At 69.9% G+C, this 16,377-nt stretch carries 12 protein-coding genes; 9 read left to right on the top strand and 3 right to left on the bottom strand.

The annotated features are described in order from the left end of the window. The first annotated feature begins 105 nt into the window (after nucleotides 1–105). From J4030_RS00685 to J4030_RS00675, 3 genes are all read left to right on the top strand, one after another. Nucleotides 106–1,248, top strand: coding sequence for a PQQ-binding-like beta-propeller repeat protein (locus J4030_RS00685; RefSeq protein WP_208047262.1), 1,143 nt, complete (start codon nucleotides 106–108; stop codon nucleotides 1,246–1,248). Between the two features lie 21 nt (nucleotides 1,249–1,269). After that, nucleotides 1,270–2,208: a hydroxymethylglutaryl-CoA lyase gene (locus J4030_RS00680; RefSeq protein ID WP_208047261.1), complete on the top strand. Its 939-nt coding sequence runs from the start codon at nucleotides 1,270–1,272 to the stop codon at nucleotides 2,206–2,208. Nucleotides 2,209–2,319: 111 nt separating this feature from the next. Next, nucleotides 2,320–4,275, top strand: coding sequence for a M13-type metalloendopeptidase (locus tag J4030_RS00675; RefSeq protein ID WP_208047260.1), 1,956 nt, complete (start codon nucleotides 2,320–2,322; stop codon nucleotides 4,273–4,275). Between the two features lie 87 nt (nucleotides 4,276–4,362). Here the strand turns inward: J4030_RS00675 and J4030_RS00670 are convergent, their stop codons facing one another. After that, a complete protein-coding gene (locus tag J4030_RS00670; protein WP_208047259.1) occupies nucleotides 4,363–6,555 on the bottom strand; it encodes a helicase-associated domain-containing protein in 2,193 nt (730 codons plus the stop codon). Nucleotides 6,556–6,651: 96 nt separating this feature from the next. Here J4030_RS00670 and J4030_RS00665 point away from each other — a divergent pair, with 96 nt between their 5' ends. Together J4030_RS00665 and J4030_RS00660 are read left to right on the top strand one after the other, a co-directional pair. After that, nucleotides 6,652–8,280, top strand: coding sequence for an AMP-binding protein (locus J4030_RS00665; protein ID WP_208047258.1), 1,629 nt, complete (start codon nucleotides 6,652–6,654; stop codon nucleotides 8,278–8,280). Between the two features lie 76 nt (nucleotides 8,281–8,356). Beyond that, nucleotides 8,357–9,271, top strand: a complete 915-nt coding sequence (locus J4030_RS00660) for an aldose 1-epimerase family protein (protein ID WP_208047257.1) — start codon at nucleotides 8,357–8,359, stop codon at nucleotides 9,269–9,271. A 3-nt stretch (nucleotides 9,272–9,274) separates the two neighbouring features. On the opposite strand, the gene J4030_RS00655 is transcribed toward J4030_RS00660, so the two are convergent. Continuing rightward, complete coding sequence (locus J4030_RS00655) at nucleotides 9,275–10,039, bottom strand: SDR family NAD(P)-dependent oxidoreductase (protein ID WP_208047256.1); 765 nt, start codon at nucleotides 10,037–10,039, stop codon at nucleotides 9,275–9,277. Beyond that, the gene (locus J4030_RS00650) at nucleotides 10,026–11,213 is read right to left on the bottom strand and encodes an acyl-CoA dehydrogenase family protein (protein ID WP_208047255.1); all 1,188 of its coding nucleotides are present in this window, start codon (nucleotides 11,211–11,213) and stop codon (nucleotides 10,026–10,028) included. Before J4030_RS00650 ends, J4030_RS00655 begins: the two co-directional genes overlap by 14 nt. Nucleotides 11,214–11,332: 119 nt before the next feature. Between J4030_RS00650 and J4030_RS00645 the strand changes: the two genes are divergently transcribed. The 4 genes from J4030_RS00645 (at nucleotide 11,333) to J4030_RS00630 (ending at nucleotide 16,377) form a co-directional block, all read left to right on the top strand. After that, nucleotides 11,333–13,480 carry a DUF6421 family protein gene (locus J4030_RS00645; RefSeq protein ID WP_208047254.1) on the top strand — a complete coding sequence of 716 codons (2,148 nt, stop codon included), beginning with the start codon at nucleotides 11,333–11,335 and terminating at the stop codon, nucleotides 13,478–13,480. Beyond that, the gene (locus tag J4030_RS00640; RefSeq protein ID WP_208047253.1) at nucleotides 13,477–14,166 is read left to right on the top strand and encodes an SDR family NAD(P)-dependent oxidoreductase; all 690 of its coding nucleotides are present in this window, start codon (nucleotides 13,477–13,479) and stop codon (nucleotides 14,164–14,166) included. The genes J4030_RS00645 and J4030_RS00640 overlap by 4 nt, the downstream gene beginning before the upstream one ends. Nucleotides 14,167–14,596: 430 nt before the next feature. Then, complete coding sequence (locus tag J4030_RS18195) at nucleotides 14,597–15,301, top strand: DUF559 domain-containing protein (protein ID WP_307864492.1); 705 nt, start codon at nucleotides 14,597–14,599, stop codon at nucleotides 15,299–15,301. Next, a complete protein-coding gene (locus tag J4030_RS00630) occupies nucleotides 15,298–16,377 on the top strand; it encodes a low specificity L-threonine aldolase (protein WP_208047429.1) in 1,080 nt (359 codons plus the stop codon). Before J4030_RS18195 ends, J4030_RS00630 begins: the two co-directional genes overlap by 4 nt.

Genomic DNA, 16,377 nt, shown 5'->3' with positions numbered 1-16,377 from the left:
GCTGGTATCGCCATCGGGGTCTCGGGATCGATCCAGTCGCCCATGGCGACTGCGGGTACTCCTCCTGCGACGACCAGCACCTCAGTCGGGTCCCATCGTCATCCGGTGTGGCGCACGAACCCGGTGGATGCTTGGGCGCAGGGCCTGGCCGACGGTGGCAACAGCGGCTTCAACGCGGGCGAGCGACAGCTGACGGCCACGACGGTGCGTCATCTGCACCAGGCGTGGATCGCTCCCGCCTTCTTCGCGAGTGTCAGTGGTCCGGTGATCGCGAACGGATCCGTCTACTACATTCCCTCGCCCGGAAATCTTGCGGACCCGATCAGTCTCGTCGTGAAGAACGTGGTCTCCGGCGCCCGATTGTGGAACGTCGGTCTTCCGCGGGGGAACTACGGCACAGGCGCGATCAGCAACGGCCGCCTGATCCTTCCGTTCGCGCAAGCGCCCGGTGCCGGCCTGCTTGCCGTCGACCTGACCACGCGCCGGATCGTGTGGCGCACGGTCCTGGCGGGCAACCAGGATTATGCGTTCCCCCTCGTCGCCGACAACGGGTCGGTCTTCTTCGCCGACGGGGTGCACTTCACGGCGTACCGAGTGTCTGACGGGCATCCCTTGTGGTCCCACACGTACACCTCGGCCGTCGACCTCCCGAACTCCTATGCGGCGGCCGATGGGACGGTCTTCACCAGAGACAACCAATACCTGTCCGCCTACAGCGCGACGACGGGCCGTCTCCTGTGGCGCGCGCCTATCGGCGCCTACGGCAGCGGGCCCGTGGTCGCTGACGGGCGCGTTTACATGGAGGAGGGAAATGGCATCGAGGCATTCGATACGAAGGGGTGCGGGAAGACCCGGTGCACCGGGGTGTGGGACGCGGTGATCCCCGGTGATGTCGACGACCTGGAGCTCGGCACCGCCGAGGGCGGACGACTGTTCGTCGTGTGGAGGGATACGCCGGTCTCCGGGCCGTGGACCTACCACCTGGGCAGTCTGTCGGCGGCGACCGGCAAGACGGTTTGGACCACCGGCGTGACCGGGTTCGGTGCAGGTCCGGTCCGCGCTGGGAGTCTGCTCTGGATGCAGTCGGGCAACACCACGATGGAGGCGTATGACGCCGATCGTGGCACCCCGGTCGGTGGCGTGACGATCCCCGGGACGGGGGGCATTCCTCAGACCCTCGCCATCGCCGACGGATCGGTCGTGGTGGGTACCGGCTCTGAGATGGTGGCATTCCGATCGGGCGTCTGAGCGTGATGGCAGCATGTCGGGATGAGCCTTCCCCAGGTCGAAACGTCCTCGGTCATGCCCGACCGGATCACGATCTACGAGGTCGGTCCGCGCGACGGCCTGCAGAACGAGAAGGCGATCCTGTCCACGGACGTCAAGGCCGAGTTCGTACGACGTCTGGTCGCCACCGGCTTGCGGACGATCGAGACGACCTCGTTCGTGCCGTCTGCGTGGGTGCCGCAGATGGGTGACGCGCCCCAGCTGCTGGACCAGCTCGGCGACCTCGGACGCGGCGCGGACCGGCCCGTGCTGGTGCCCAACGAGCGGGGACTGGACGCGGCGCTCGCAGCGGGTGTCGGCGCGGTCGCCGTGTTCGGCTCCGCCACCGAGACCTTCGCGCAGAAGAACCTCAACCGCAGTGTCGAGGAGTCCCTGCGGATGTTCGCACCCGTCGTCGAGCGCGCCAAGGCCGCGGGGCTGTGGGTGCGCGCGTACGTCTCGATGTGCTTCGGCGACCCGTGGGAGGGTGCGGTCCCGATCGAGCAGGTGGTGCGCGTCTGCGAGGCCATGCTCGCGCTCGGCGCGGACCAGCTGTGCCTGGGCGACACCATCGGCACCGGCACGCCCGGTCACGTCATCCGTCTGCTGAATGCGTTGGGGGAGAAGGGGATCGCGCCGTCCACGCTCGGGGTGCACTTCCACGACACCTACGGGCAGGCGCTGTCCAACACCCTGGCAGCGCTCGCGAAGGGGGTCCGCACCGTCGACGCGTCGGCCGGTGGCCTGGGCGGGTGCCCCTACGCGAAGAGCGCGACCGGCAACCTCGCCACCGAGGACCTGGTGTGGGCGTGCCGCGGTCTCGGGATCGAGACCGGGGTGGACCTGACCGAGCTGGTCGCCACGAGCGTCTGGATGGCCGGGGAGTTGGGCCGTCCTTCCCCGTCACGGGTCGTGCGCGCTCTCGGTGACGGTGGGCAGTGACAGGATGCCAGTGACCAGATCATCGGGTCCTCACGACGGCCGGGGGAGCAGGGCAACGCCCATCTGGCCGATGTGAGGCACCTGCAGTCGACGCAGTAGACGGGAATCTTCGTGGGGCAGACATCGGGCATCACCGCAACGTTCGACCCGGACATCCGGGCGCAGGACGACCTGTTCGGGCACGTCAACAGCGTCTGGGTGCGTGAGACCCAGATCCCGGGCGATCGGGCACGCTACGGCTCGTTCGACCGGCTGCGCGAGGCCTCCGAGGCGAGCATGCGCGAGATCGTGCAGCAGGCGGCCGCCTCCGACGACGCCGCCGGCACCCCCGGTCGCAAGGTGGGTGACCTGTTCACCTCCTTCATGGACGTGGAGCACATCGACGCCCTCGGGGTGGCCCCGCTGGTGCCGACCCTCGATGCCATCACCGCCGTCGCGACGGTGCAGCAACTGTGCGCGCAGCTGGGCGTGCTGGCGCGCGAGGGCGTCCCGACCGCGGTGGCGGCGTACGTCAGCGCGGACGCCAAGGACCCCGACAACTACGTGGTCTACCTCGAGCAGGCTGGTCTGGGTCTGCCCGACGAGTCCTACTACCGCGAGGACAAATACGCGGAGATCCGGGACAAGTACGTCGCGCACATCGCCGCGATGTTCGCTCTCGCCGGCATCGACGAGGGTGCACGGCGCGCGCAGACCGTCCTGGAGCTGGAGACCCGTCTCGCCTCCCACCACTGGGACGTCGTCGCCACCCGCGACGCGGTCAAGACCTACAACAAGTACGACGCGGCCGGGCTGCGCGAGCTGGCACCGGAGTTCGACTGGGATGCGTGGACGTCCGGTCTCGGTGCGAGCGACCGCGCTTTCGCCGAAGTCGTCGTCGGAGAGCCGTCCTTCTTCACCGGGCTCTCGGACACCCTGCGCGAGCTGCCCCTGGAGGACTGGAAATCCTGGCTGCTCTGGCACACCGTGAGTGGCCGTGCGCCGTACCTCAGCTCCGCCCTGATCGATGAGAACTTCGCGTTCTACGGCAAGGCGCTGTCGGGGGTGCCGGAGCTGCGCGAGCGGTGGAAGCGTGGTGTCGGGCTCGTCGAGGGTTCCCTCGGTGAGGTCGCCGGGCAGCTGTACGTCGAGCGGCACTTCCCGCCGCACGCCAAGCAGCGGATGGTGCAGCTGGTCGACAACCTCATCGAGGCCTACCGGCGCGACTTCCAGACACTGCCGTGGATGGGTGAGCAGACCCGGACCAAGGCCTTGGAGAAGCTCGCCAACTTCACCCCGAAGATCGGCTACCCCGACAAGTGGCGCGACTACAGCGGACTGCAGATCGACGCGGCCGACCTGCTCGGCAACGTGGTGCGCTCGGCGCAGTTCGAGTCCGACCGTGAGCTGGCCAAGCTTGGCGGCCCCATCGACCGCGACGAGTGGCTGATGACACCGCAGACGGTCAACGCGTACTACCACCCGACGATGAACGAGATCGTCTTCCCGGCCGCGATCCTGCAGCCCCCGTTCTTCGACGTCGATGCCGACGACGCGGTCAACTACGGCGGCATCGGTGCGGTCATCGGCCACGAGATCGGGCACGGTTTCGACGACCAGGGTTCCCGGTACGACGGCGACGGGCGACTGGAGGACTGGTGGACGGAGGAGGACCGCTCACGATTCGACGCCCTCGCGAAGGCCCTGATCGAGCAGTTCGACGAGCAGGAGCCCGCGGACGCGCCAGGCTCGAAGGTCAACGGCGGCCTCACCGTCGGCGAGAACATCGGCGACCTCGGTGGCCTGACCATCGGGTTCAAGGCTCACCGGATCGCCACCGAGCAGGCGCCGTCGCCGGAGCTGGACGGACTGACCGGTGACCAGCGGTTCTTCGTGGGCTGGGCGCAGATCTGGTGCGCCAAGGCCCGCGGCGAGGAGGCCGTGCGCCTGCTCGCGATCGATCCGCACGCCCCCGCGAACTGCCGGGCCAACGTCGCCCGCAACCTGGCCGAGTTCCACGAGGCCTTCGGGGTCGACGAGGGCGATGGGATGTGGCTGCCGGAGGACCGGCGGGTCCGCATCTTCTGACCGTCGAGGGGTAGGGAACGCGCCGAGGGGTGGGGAAATATCCCCACCCCTCGTGCATTGCTCCACCCCTCGATAGGAAGACGGGCCTCAGGCGACCTCGACGATCCCGGTGATGCGGTGGATCGAGAACGTGCGCGGGTGCTCCGGGTCCTGCTCGCTCGGGCTGATCAGGCCGGACACCCGGCCGCCCTCGATCCGCCGCGGCCGGAAGAGGCCCCGACGCAACTCACCGGACGGCTCGGCGTACCCGATCCACACCCGAGCGCTGCTGCCGACGGCGTCCTGCAGCAGCGATCGGGTCACACTCGGCTCGGTGGACGGGATACGCGGACCGGCCGAGGGCTCGGGACGGTCCCGCTCGCCGGCCCGCATGGCGGCGACCAGACGCTCCGCCAGGGGCTCGTCGACGAGGGAGACCTGGACGGCCTGCGGCGCGCGCGGGGTCGGGGCGCGGTCCTTCCCCGGGCCGCCGCCGACCACCGTCCCGGTCGCACTCTCCGCGACCGGGGTGTGCCGGTGCTCTCGCAGCATCTCCAGCACCGTGGTCGCGTGTGCGGGTGAGATGAGCACGGTCGGTGCGATACGGCGCAACTGCAGCGGCGCGAGGGCGCGGTCGCCGAGGATCGCCTGGAGCGAGGCCTCGTCGTCGCTGCGCAGATAGCAACCGGCGGCCCCGATCCTGGTCTGACCGTGCCGGCGAGCGACGTCGCCCACGAGGTATTCGAGAGGTTGAGGCAGCGGGGTACGACTGGCCTCGCGCAGGCGGTCCAGGACGTCGTCGGCGTCGGCGCCACCGTCGAGCACGGTGCGGATCGATGTGGGGGTGAAGCGGTAGACCGTTGCCGCGCCTCGTGATTCGACCTCCGCGGCGCGGTGCATGAATCGACGCAGATCATCACTCAGCGCACCCGGCGCCACCGCGGTCAGGTCGGCCTGCACGAGGAGTTCGTCGATCGGCGTCGGCAGGATGGCCACCGGGTCGGTGTCGCCGGCCAGCGCACGACCCGTACCGGCGACGGCTCCGGTCGCCACCAGACCGAGCCACTCGGCCTCGCGCAGTACGACGTCGGCGCGGGTCGGCGCGCTGCGCGGCAGCCGCATCGGCAGGTGCCAGCGCAGCAGTTCGCCCAGTTCGTCGAGGGTCGCCGGCCGGCCGGGCGGCAGCGCGGCGAGGACACCGATCACCTCGTGCCGGCGGGTCCGCAGCAGCGGCCAGGTCGCCTCCGGGGCGAGCACGTTCAGCGGGCCGCCCGGCTGGTCGGTGTCCGTGCAGAGGCTCGGCGCCCGCAGCGTGGCCCACCAGGTCTTCGCAAGCACCGTCCAGCGGTCGGCCGGCTCGGCGTCCAGCCACTCGTCGTACTCGGCGGTGGGCAGGAAGACGGGGACGGCATCCGAGGTCCGGCCGACCAGACCGCTCGCCGCGGCGATCTCGATCACGAATGCCGCCAGCTCGGGAGGGACCTCCAGCGCGTTCGCGACGGCGCGATGGTCCTTGACGCCCAAGCCGCCCGAGCGCAGCACGCGCGGCCGCTCGCTGCTCCACAGGTCCGCGAGCTCCTCGACCCGCACCAGCAGTTCGTACGCGGCAGTGCCGGCGGCGCGGTCGACAGCGGTCGGGTCGAGCCCCGAGCCCGCGGGCTCGGGACGTGTGAGGGCATCGGGGTAGAGACGTCCGTCGCGTAACGCGAGCCCGACCTCGCGCGGCAGGACCGCGGTGTTCTCCTCGATCGAGGCCGCCAGCGACGCCGCGAGCAACTCATCGCGCACCACCCGGGCGCCGTCACTGGAGAACGTCACTCGCGGGCCTGCCCACCGCAGCCGGTCCAGCGCCGCTCGGGTCGCGTCGGAGCACTGCGTCACCGTGGCGGCCACGTCGGCCGGTGGCCGGATGCCGAGTTCGCGCGCGGGCGGGCCGAGATGCGCCGGCTCGGGCAGCACCTCGGCGACCGCGCGGGCCGGGGTGAGACCGGTGGGCGAGCGCCACAGCAGACCGAGCTCCTGCAACGAGCGCAGCTGCGGGGCGACGACCTTCTGTGCGACTCCGAGCAGGGCGGCCGCGCTCTTGTCGTCGCCGACGAGGACGGCCTCGAGCACCCGCAACGTGTCGGCCTCGAGTGCCTCGATCGCGCGCTGCACGCTGGGCCGGGTCGCCGCACGAGCCGCCAGACCGGTCAGATCCGCGGGTGCGGGCCGGGCCAGGTCAGGTCGGCGCAGCACCAGACGGCGCAGCTGGGCGTCGGTACGCGACCGCACGTCGTCGGCGAAGCTGCGGGCGGTCATTACCCGAGCGTATGGCGCGGGCGAAGGACGCCGCGAACGCCCGCCTGCCGGTCTAGGGTCTTCTCACCGAATCGCCCGCGTTCCAGGAGGCTCTCCGTGGTCACCGTCCCCCCGCCGTCCTACGCGTCCGGCACGTCCGACGTCACCCTGCTCGGCGACACCATCGGCGCGAACCTGCGTCGTACGGCGGCCGCGCACGGAACGCGCGAGGCGCTCGTCGACGTTCCCAGCGGACGGCGGTGGACCTACGACGAGCTGCTCCAGGACGTCGACCGGCTGGCTCGGGCGCTGCTCGCCAGCGGAGTGCGGCGCGGCGATCGGGTGGGCATCTGGGCGCCGAACGTGCCGGAGTGGGTGCTGGTGCAGTACGCCACGGCGACCATCGGCGCGATCCTGGTGTGCGTCAACCCGGCGTACCGCTCGCACGAGTTGGCGTTCGTGCTGCGGCAGTCGGGCATGCGCACACTGGTGAGCGCGACGGCACACAAGTCGTCCGACTACCGCGCCATGGTCGACGAGGTCCGCGGCGAGTGCCCGCAACTGCAGGACGTGGTCTACCTCGGCGACGACAGCTGGTCCGAGCTTTTGGCCCGGGCGGACGAGGTGAGCGCGGACGACGTGGCAGACCGGGCTGCCGAGCTGGGCCCGGACCAGCCCATCAACATCCAGTACACCTCCGGGACGACGGGTTTCCCCAAGGGCGCGACCCTTACCCACCACAACATCCTCAACAACGGTTTCTTCGTGGGCGAGATGATCGACTACTCCCACGAGGATCGGATCGCGGTGCCGGTGCCGTTCTACCACTGCTTCGGGATGGTCATGGGCAACCTCGCGGCCACCTCCCACGGTGCCTGCCTCGTCATCTCCGCTCCCTCGTTCGAACCAGCGGCCACCCTCAAAGCTGTGCAACAGGAACGGTGTACGTCGCTCTACGGGGTGCCGACGATGTTCCTCGCCGAGCTGGGGCTGGAGGATTTCGCGTCGTACGACCTGTCGACCCTGCGGACCGGCATCATGGCCGGTTCGCCGTGCCCGGTGGAGGTCATGAAGCGGGTCATCGCCGACATGCACATGGACGCGGTCGCGATCTCCTACGGGATGACCGAGACGTCGCCGGTCTCGCTGATGACCAGGATGGACGACAACCTCGCCCGACGCACGGAGACCGTCGGGCGGGTGATGCCGCACCTGGAGGTGCAGATCCTCGACCCGGCGACCGGCCGGCGGGTGGGCCGCGGGGAGACGGGTGAGTTGTGCACCCGCGGCTACAGCGTGATGCGCGGCTACTGGGAGCAGGACGACAAGACCGCCGAGTCCATCGACGACGCGCGGTGGATGCACACCGGCGACCTCGCGACGATGGATGACGACGGCTACTTCGCGATCGTCGGCCGGATCAAGGACCTGGTCATCCGGGGCGGGGAGAACGTCTACCCGCGCGAGATCGAGGAGTTCCTCTACACGCACCCGGACATCGCGGACGTACAGGTCGTCGGGGTGCCCGACGAGCGGTACGGCGAGGAGCTGATGGCGTGGGTGATCATGCGTCCCGGCCGGTCGGAGTTGCAGATCGACGCGTTGCAGGACTTCTGTCAGGGCAAGCTCGCGCATTACAAGATCCCGCGCTACCTGCACGTGACCGACGAGTTCCCGATGACCGTCACCGGCAAGATCCGCAAGGTCCAGATGCGCGAGGAAGCGGTCGAGATCCTGGCCCGCTGAGGTTTTGGACATGCACGGCGGGGCAGATGTGCCCCGTCCTGCATGTCCGAAGGCCGGATCGTGTTGAGATTGACCCATGGCAACGGCGCTTCCCAGCGGGGACCAGTGGACGATCCGGCACGGTGACCACGAGGCGGTGATCGTGCAGGTCGGCGGCGGGCTGCGCACCTATCGGGTCGGGGACCGGGAGGTGCTGCACGGATACCCCGAGGACGCCAAGGCGGACGCCGGCCGCGGGCAGCTGCTGATGCCGTGGCCGAACCGGATCCGGGACGGCAAGTACACCTTCGCCGGCAAGGACGAGCAGCTCGCGCTCACCGAACCGGCCCGATCCAACGCCTCGCACGGTCTGATCCGGTGGGCCGACTGGTCTGTGGTGCAACACGATCCGGACGCGATCGTCGTCGAGCACCTGCTGCGACCGCAGTCCGGTTGGGACTGGACCCTGCGCCTGCAGGTGGCCTACACGCTCAGTGACGCCGGTCTGATGGTGACTCCGGCGGCCACCAACCTGAGCGACACCCCCGCCCCGTTCGGGTTCGGCGCCCACCCCTACCTCACGGCCGGCGAGGACACGGTCGACGAGTTGACGCTCACCATGCCCGGCGCCCGCACCATCACCGTCGACGAGCGGCTCAACGCGATCGGCACCGCGCGCGTCGACGGGACGGCGTACGACTTCCGGGGCGGACGGGCGATCGGCACCACCCAGCTCGACCACTGCTACGGCGATCTGACGTCGGACGGCGGGCGCTGGACGGCGTCGATCGAGCGCGACGGCGAACGGGCGACGTTGTGGGCGGACGCGGCGTGCTTCCCCTACGCGCAGGCGTACACGGGGGACACGCTGACACCCGACCGGATCCGGCGGGCGGGAGTGGCGATGGAGCCGATGACCTGCCCTCCCGACGCTTTCAACACCGGCGAGGGGCTGCTCACCATCGAGCCCGGTCGGACCTGGACCGGGTCGTGGGGGATCAGCCCGAGCTGAGGGTCAGCGCGGGGGCATCCGCAGCGCGCCGTCCAGGCGGACGACCTCGCCGTTGAGCATCGGGTTGTCGACGATGTGGGCGACCAGGGCGGCGTACTCGGTCGGCTTGCCGAGACGGGAGGGGTGCGGGATCTGTGCCTCGAGGGCCTCGATGGCCTCCTGCGGCAATCCGGCCAGCATCGGCGTCTCGAACGTGCCCGGGGCCACCGTCATCACCCGGATCGACTTGTCCGCCAGGTCGCGCGCCGCGGACAGGGTCAACCCGACGATGCCGCCCTTGGACGACGCGTACGCGGCCTGGCCGATCTGACCGTCGTACGCCGCGACGGAGGCGGTCATCGTGATGACGCCGCGCTCGCCGTCGACCGGCTCGAGGTCCAGCATCGATGCGGCGGAGAGCCGCAGCACGTTGAACGTGCCGATCAGGTTGATCTCGACGACCGCGCGGTAGTCCTCCAACGGCAGGACGCCACGCTTGCCGACGATGCGACCCGGCGTGCCGATCCCCGCGCAGTTCACCGTGATCCGCAGGTCGCCGAGCTCACGGGCTGCGTCAACGGCGGCCTGCACCTGCTCCTCGTCGCGGACGTCGGCCGCCACGAACCGTGCCCGCGCGCCCAGCGAGGCCGCGACGTCGGCGCCGGGGGACCGGTCCAGGTCGAGGATCACCACGGCTGCGCCGTCGGCGGACAGCCGTCGCGCGGTCGCCTCGCCGAGGCCCGATCCGCCTCCGGTGACGAGGGCGACGGTCGAATCAGTGATCTGCACTGGCGTTTCCTTTCGGGGAAGTGGTGCCCGCGAGCAGGTGCCGGGCGATGACGATGCGCTGGATCTGGTTGGTGCCCTCGAAGATCTGGGTCACCTTGGCGTCGCGGAACATCCGCTCGACCGGGAAGTCGCTGGTGTAACCGGCGCCGCCGAGCACCTGGATCGCGTCCGTGGTCACCCGCATGGCGGCGTCGGTGGCGATCAGCTTGGCACTCGACGCCTCCATCGAGAACGGCCTGCCGGCGTCCTTCAGCCGTGCGGCCAGCAGGTACGCCGAGCGCGCTGCGTACGTCTGCGCCTGCAGGTCGGCGAGCAGGAACTGCAGTCCCTGATTGCTGGCGATGGTGCGCCCGAACTGCGTGCGGGTGCCGGCGTACGTCACGGCCGCGTCGAGTGCCGCCTGGGCCAACCCCGTTGCCGCGGCGGCGATTCCGAGCCGTCCGGAGTCGAGGGCCGCGAGGGCGAGGTGCATGCCCTCGCCGTCGGCGCCGATGCGGCGGCCGGTGTCGACGTGCACGTCCTCGTAGTGGATCTCCGAGACGGTGTCGCTCGACAGACCCATCTTGCGCTCGGGCGTCCCGGCCGAGAGCCCCGGCGCGTTCGCGGGGACGAGGAAGCAGGACAGGCCGCGACCGCCGGTGTCGGCGGTGCGCACGAAGCTCGTGTAGTAGTCGGCGTGCCCGGCATGGGAGATCCAGGCCTTGGTGCCGCGGATGACGTACGCCGAGCCGTCCTCGACCGGTTTCGCCCGGGTCCGCATACTCGCGATGTCCGAGCCGGCGTCCCGTTCGGACAGGCAGTAGGCGCCGAGCAGGTCACCGCCCAGCATTTCCGGAAGCCATTGCGACTGTTGCTCATCGGTGCCTGCTCTGACCAGCGGGAAGCACGTCAGGGCGTGCACGGAGACGCCGACAGCCACGCTCATCCAGGTGGTGGCAATCTCCTCGACCACCTGCAGATAGGTCTCGTACGGCTGGCCGCCACCGCCGAGCTCCTCGGGGTAGGGCAGGCCGAGCAGTCCGCTGCGTCCCAGGGTGCGGAAGACGTCGCGGGGCAGCTCCCGGCTGCTCTCGGCGGCCTCGACGCTCGGTGCGAGCTCCTTGCGGCACAGGTCGCGGGTCAGCTCGATCAGGTCGTCGCCAGCGGCATCCGGCAGCAGGCGTGAGACAGGCATGCGACCGACTGTAATTGGCGCTCCGAACGGAGTGTGGTGCGCCCCACAGGCCGCCTTGCGACAGGAAATAATCTCGCCTAACCTTCGCCTGACAGGAAATAGTGATGCAAGGAGACGTAGTGGCTGTCTTTCCGAGGGTTCTGGTCGAGCAAGAGCACTCCAGTGCCTGGGCGTTGGATCGCGGCCTCGCGTCGATGATCAACCCCGCGAACCCCGACGACGCCAGCCTGGAGCGCGCCGCGGCCACGCTGCGTGCGCGCGGCTTCGAGGTCGCCGCGCGCCGCGGCGGCTCGGTCGATGCCGCGGGACTCGACGGCGCCGACGTTTACGTCGTCGCGCATCCCGCCGACGGCCGCTCCGAGCGGGTCGCGGGCAGCCTGCCGGCCGCGTTCGAGGAGTCGGAGCTCGACGCCGTCCTGCAGTTCGTCCGCGCCGGCGGTGGCCTCGTCGTCCTGGCCGACTGCGACCAGGACGTGCACGGCAACAACGTCAACGATCTGCTCGCGCACTTCGGTCTTCGTGTCCGCAGCACCGTGGTGCACGAGTCCGCCGACGGCGGCCGCCGCCATCTGGGCAACGCCACCTGGGTGCTCGCCGACCTGACCGACACCAAGGGCCAGGGCCTGCTTGCCGGCGTCGACGACCTGTGCTTCTACCGCAGCGGCGTCATCGACATCGAGCCCGGCGCCGACGTGCAGGTGCTCGCGCGCACCAGCCCGACGGCGTACCCGGCCGAGGAGGCGCTCGTCGTGACCGCGGCGTACGGCGCGGGCCGGGTCGTGGTGCTCGCCGACTCCGACATCATGGGCGACGACTCGATCGGCGAGCTGGACCACGCGCAGTTCTGGACGAACGCCGTCACGTGGGCGGCCGGTCGCCGCACCCACGAGACGCGGCACCAGGGGTCGGGCGTCGAGACCACCGCCGAATGGCTGCGGTTGAAGGAGGCGGTGCAGGAGCTGCGCCTCCTGCAGTCCAAGGACGGCTCCATCGACGGTGCGGCGCACGAGCACGCGCGCGCCGCAGACCTGGTCGACGTCATGAAGCGCGAGATCGCAGCGTTGGCGCCGCGATTCGCGCACGACGCGGCCTACCTCGCGGCACTGCCGCGCGATCTGGACGCCTGGGTCGACGGCGGCTTCGGCGTGCCGGACTTCCTGGACTCCCTCATGCTCTTCCGCCCCGACCAGCACCGCGCGGACGGTGTCGAGCACCTCGTGGTCTTCCCCATGTACACCCAGAACGGCAATCCGGACCGCGTCTTCGAGGCAGTCCTGCTCTGGGTGGCCTGGCCGGACTGGCTGGCCTGGGTCGAGGCGTCGTACGACAACCCGATGTTCCTGGCGATGAACTTCATCGACTTCACGCCCGGTTACGACACCAACTCCGCTGTGCTCTTCCCGGAGACCGTTGCGGTGCGGGAGATCCCGAAATTCAACTGGGGTGGCATCTTCTGTGACCGCGAAGGCGCGCGCTTCCGCCGCGTCGTTCGCGAGGCCTCGGCGCTGTTGTCGCTGCAGCTGCCGCCGGACGCCGAGCGGCTCATCGGCTCACAGGATCTCGCGCAGAGCACCTTCGCCATGTGGGACCTCATCCACGACCGCACGCACAGCCACGGCGACCTGCCGTTCGACCCCTTCATGATCAAGCAGCGGATGCCGTTCTGGATGTACGCGCTGGAGGAGTTGCGCTGCGACCTCAACACCTTCCGGCAGGCCGTCAAGCTGGAGGCGGCCGGTCAGCCGTACGCGCGGTCGGTGCAGCTCGCGATCCTCTTCGACCGCGTCTTCCGTTTCCCGATCACCGGTGACCGGGTGCGCAACTACGACGGACTGGGCGGCCAGCTGCTTTTCGCCTACCTGCACAAGCACGACGCGCTGCGGTGGACCGACAACAAGCTGTCCTTCGACTGGCGGCGGGTGCCCGAGGTGGTCATCGAGCTGTGCGACGAGGTCGAGCAGCTCTACCGCGCGGGCATCGACCGGTCGCGCGTCGGCCACTGGCTCGCGTCGCACGAGTTCGTGGCGCGGTACGTCGCGCCGCACCCGGCCTCGACCTGGGCGAAGGGCGCCGCGGCACTGCCGCTGGACGGTCCGCTCAAGCCGCTGACGGACGCCGTGCAGCCGGACGAGTTCCCGCTCAACGTCTTCTACGAGGCGCTGCGCAAGAAGATGACGCCGGTCATCGCGTCGACCGCGGGCATCACCGCGGCGACGGCCGATGACGCTGCGGGTGCTGCTCCGGCGCCGACGGTGCGGGTCGCATGACCGACCTGTCTCAGCTCGTGATCGTGGTCACGGGCGCCACCGGCGCGCTCGGACCGGCCGTCGTACGCCGCGCGGCCGGTGCCGGTGCCCATGTGGTCGCGGCCGGTCGCGACGAGACCGCACTGGCCGAACTCGCGTCTGCCACCGACGGATCGGTGAGCCCGAGCACCGTGGACCTGGCCGACGAGCAGGCCACGTTGGCGTGGGGCCATGAGCTGGTCGAGCAGTACGGCCGGGTCGACGGGCTGCTGCACCTGGTCGGCGGATGGCGCGGTGGCAAGGGCATCGTCGAGTCGGACCTCGCCGACTGGGATGTGCTCCATGCGTCCCTGATCCAGACCCTGCAACACGCGTCCCGGGCGCTGCACGACCCGATCCGCGACAGCCCGCGGGGGCGGCTCGCGATCGTCTCGTCCACCGGGGTGGCACGCCCGCGCGCGAAGAACGCGTCGTACGCCGCCGCGAAAGCCGCCGCCGAGGCGTGGACCCTTGCCGTGGCCGACTCGTTCAGTGGCACGCAGGCCGCAGCGAGCGTCGTACGCGTGATGGCGCTGCTCACACCGCAGATGCGCGAGGCGCGACCCGACGCGGCGTTCAAGAACTACCGGGACGTCGACGACGTTGCGGCGCAACTGGTCTCGCTGTGGGACTCCCCAGCGGCAGAGGTCAACGGCGCGATCCTCTGACCCTCCGGTCGTCGTAGCGACCGACATGCAGTTCGCCCCGAACGGCGGTGCGATCGCACGACTGCGGCACACCGGGCGCGTGCGCGACGTCGAACTGCAGGTCGCTCGCTGCACCTGTGGACAACTCCGGCGTCGTCGGTCGCATCTGCAGCAAGTTCTTCCCATGGAGGAACCGGTGGTGCTGGCTGTCGCGCAGTGCGGTGGGTGGGCGACGCGCGCGCAGCTGCGGCGGCTAGTGACCGAGCGGCAGATAGACCGCGCCGTCGGAGCTGGGCTCGTCCAGCGCGTGGGGCGGGGTAGGTACACCCTGGCTGGTTTCGATGTCACTCGTGCTGCGGCGACCGAGTTGAGCGCAGTCATCAGTCATCGCAGTGCGGCTCTCGCACACGGCTGGTCCGTGCGCAGTGAGCCGCGCAGACCGGAGCTGGTCGTGCCGCGCTCCCGCAAGGTGGAGCTCACCCGGCGCCGCGGACGTGACGTGCGGTGGAGGGACCTTGCCGACGCCGACGTCGAGGGCGGGATGTTGACCACGCCCGCGCGGACCGTCGTCGACTGTGCACGCGATCTGCCGCTCCCCGAGGCGCTCGCGGTCGCGGACTCCGCGGTGCGAAGTGGGGCCGTGACACCCGACGAACTATTGGAGCGAGTGCCGACCCTGCCCCGGAGCGGACGAGCGAAGGCGGAGCTCGTCCTGCGTCAGGCGACAGGGCTCGCGGCGAACCCGTTCGAGTCGGCGTTGCGCGCGCTCGTGCTGCAGGCCGCCGGACCGGTCTTCACCCCCCAGGTCGAGGTCGATGTTGACGGAGCGACTGTGCGGCCCGATCTCGTCAGCAGGTCGTTGCGCATGGTGATCGAGGCGGACAGCCATGAGTTCCACACCTCGCGTGCCCAACTCGTTCGCGACTGCTGGCGATACGACGAGCTGACACTCGCGGGATGGCTGGTGTTGCGGTTCTCTTGGGATCACGTGATGTTCGAGGAGAAGTGGGTGCGGCGTGTGGTGCAGCGAGCGACCTGCAGTTCGCGCCCGGGGGATCTCGGTGGGGGTGGTATCGCTGGTCAGCGTCATGCCGCGACGCCCGAACTGCAGGTCGGTCGCCGCAGCCCACCCCGGTCTGTGACGATGTCCTGGTGACTGTGAGCCTGCCGATCCTGCACGACCGCGCCGAGCGCGGATTCGCGAGCGACAACTACTCGGGTGTGCATCCCGAGGTGCTCGCCGCCATCATCCGCGCGAACGGTGGCCACCAGACGTCGTACGGCGACGACGTCTACACCGCTCGCCTGCAGGAGGTGTTCCGCGAGCACTTCGGCCCGCGGGTCGAGGCGTTCCCGGTGTTCAACGGCACCGGCGCGAACGTCGTTGCGCTGCAGTCGGTCACGCAGCGATGGGAGTCGGTCATCTGCACATCGACCGCGCACATCCACGTCGATGAGTGCGCGGCGCCAGAGCGGATGGGCGGACTGAAGCTGATGACCGTGCCCACCCCGGACGGGAAGTTCACCCCCGCGCTCATCGACACCGTCGCCATCCGGCTCAACGACGAGCATCACGCGCAGACCAAGGTCGTCTCCATCACCCAGACGACCGAGCTGGGCACGGCGTACACGGTGGAGGAGATCGCCTCGATCGCCGAGCACGTGCACTCCCGCGGCTGGGTGCTGCACGTCGATGGTTCTCGTCTGTCGAATGCCGTGGCGACACTGGGGGTCTCGTTCAAGCAGATGATCACCGACACCGGCGTCGACATCGTGTCGTTCGGCGGCACGAAGAACGGCCTGATGGTCGGCGAGGCCGTGCTGGTGCTGAACCCCGACGTCGTCACCGGCATGAAGTACCTGCGCAAGCAGTCCATGCAGCTGGCGTCGAAGATGCGTTTCATCTCCACCCAGCTGGAGGCGCTGCTGTCCGGCGACCTCTACCTGCGTAACGCCTCGCACGCCAACGCGATGGCGCGGCTGCTGGCCGAGCGGGTGCGCGACATCCCCGGCGTGCAGGTGCCGCGGCCCGTGCAGGCGAACGCCGTCTTCGCGATCCTGCCGCATGACGTCAGCGAGCGCCTGATGGAGCGCTTCCACTTCTACTTCTGGGACGAGGGCCTCGGCGAGGTGCGCTGGATGTGCTCCTTCGACACCACCGAGGACGACATCGAGACGTTCGCGGCGGCGATCCGTGCCGAGATGACGAGCGCGACGAGTCCGATGAGCTGA

It is taken from the genome of Allobranchiibius sp. CTAmp26 (genome assembly GCF_017565405.1).
Classification (GTDB): Bacteria; Actinomycetota; Actinomycetes; order Actinomycetales; family Dermatophilaceae; genus Allobranchiibius.
This window is presented reverse-complemented; position numbering and strand designations above follow the sequence as displayed.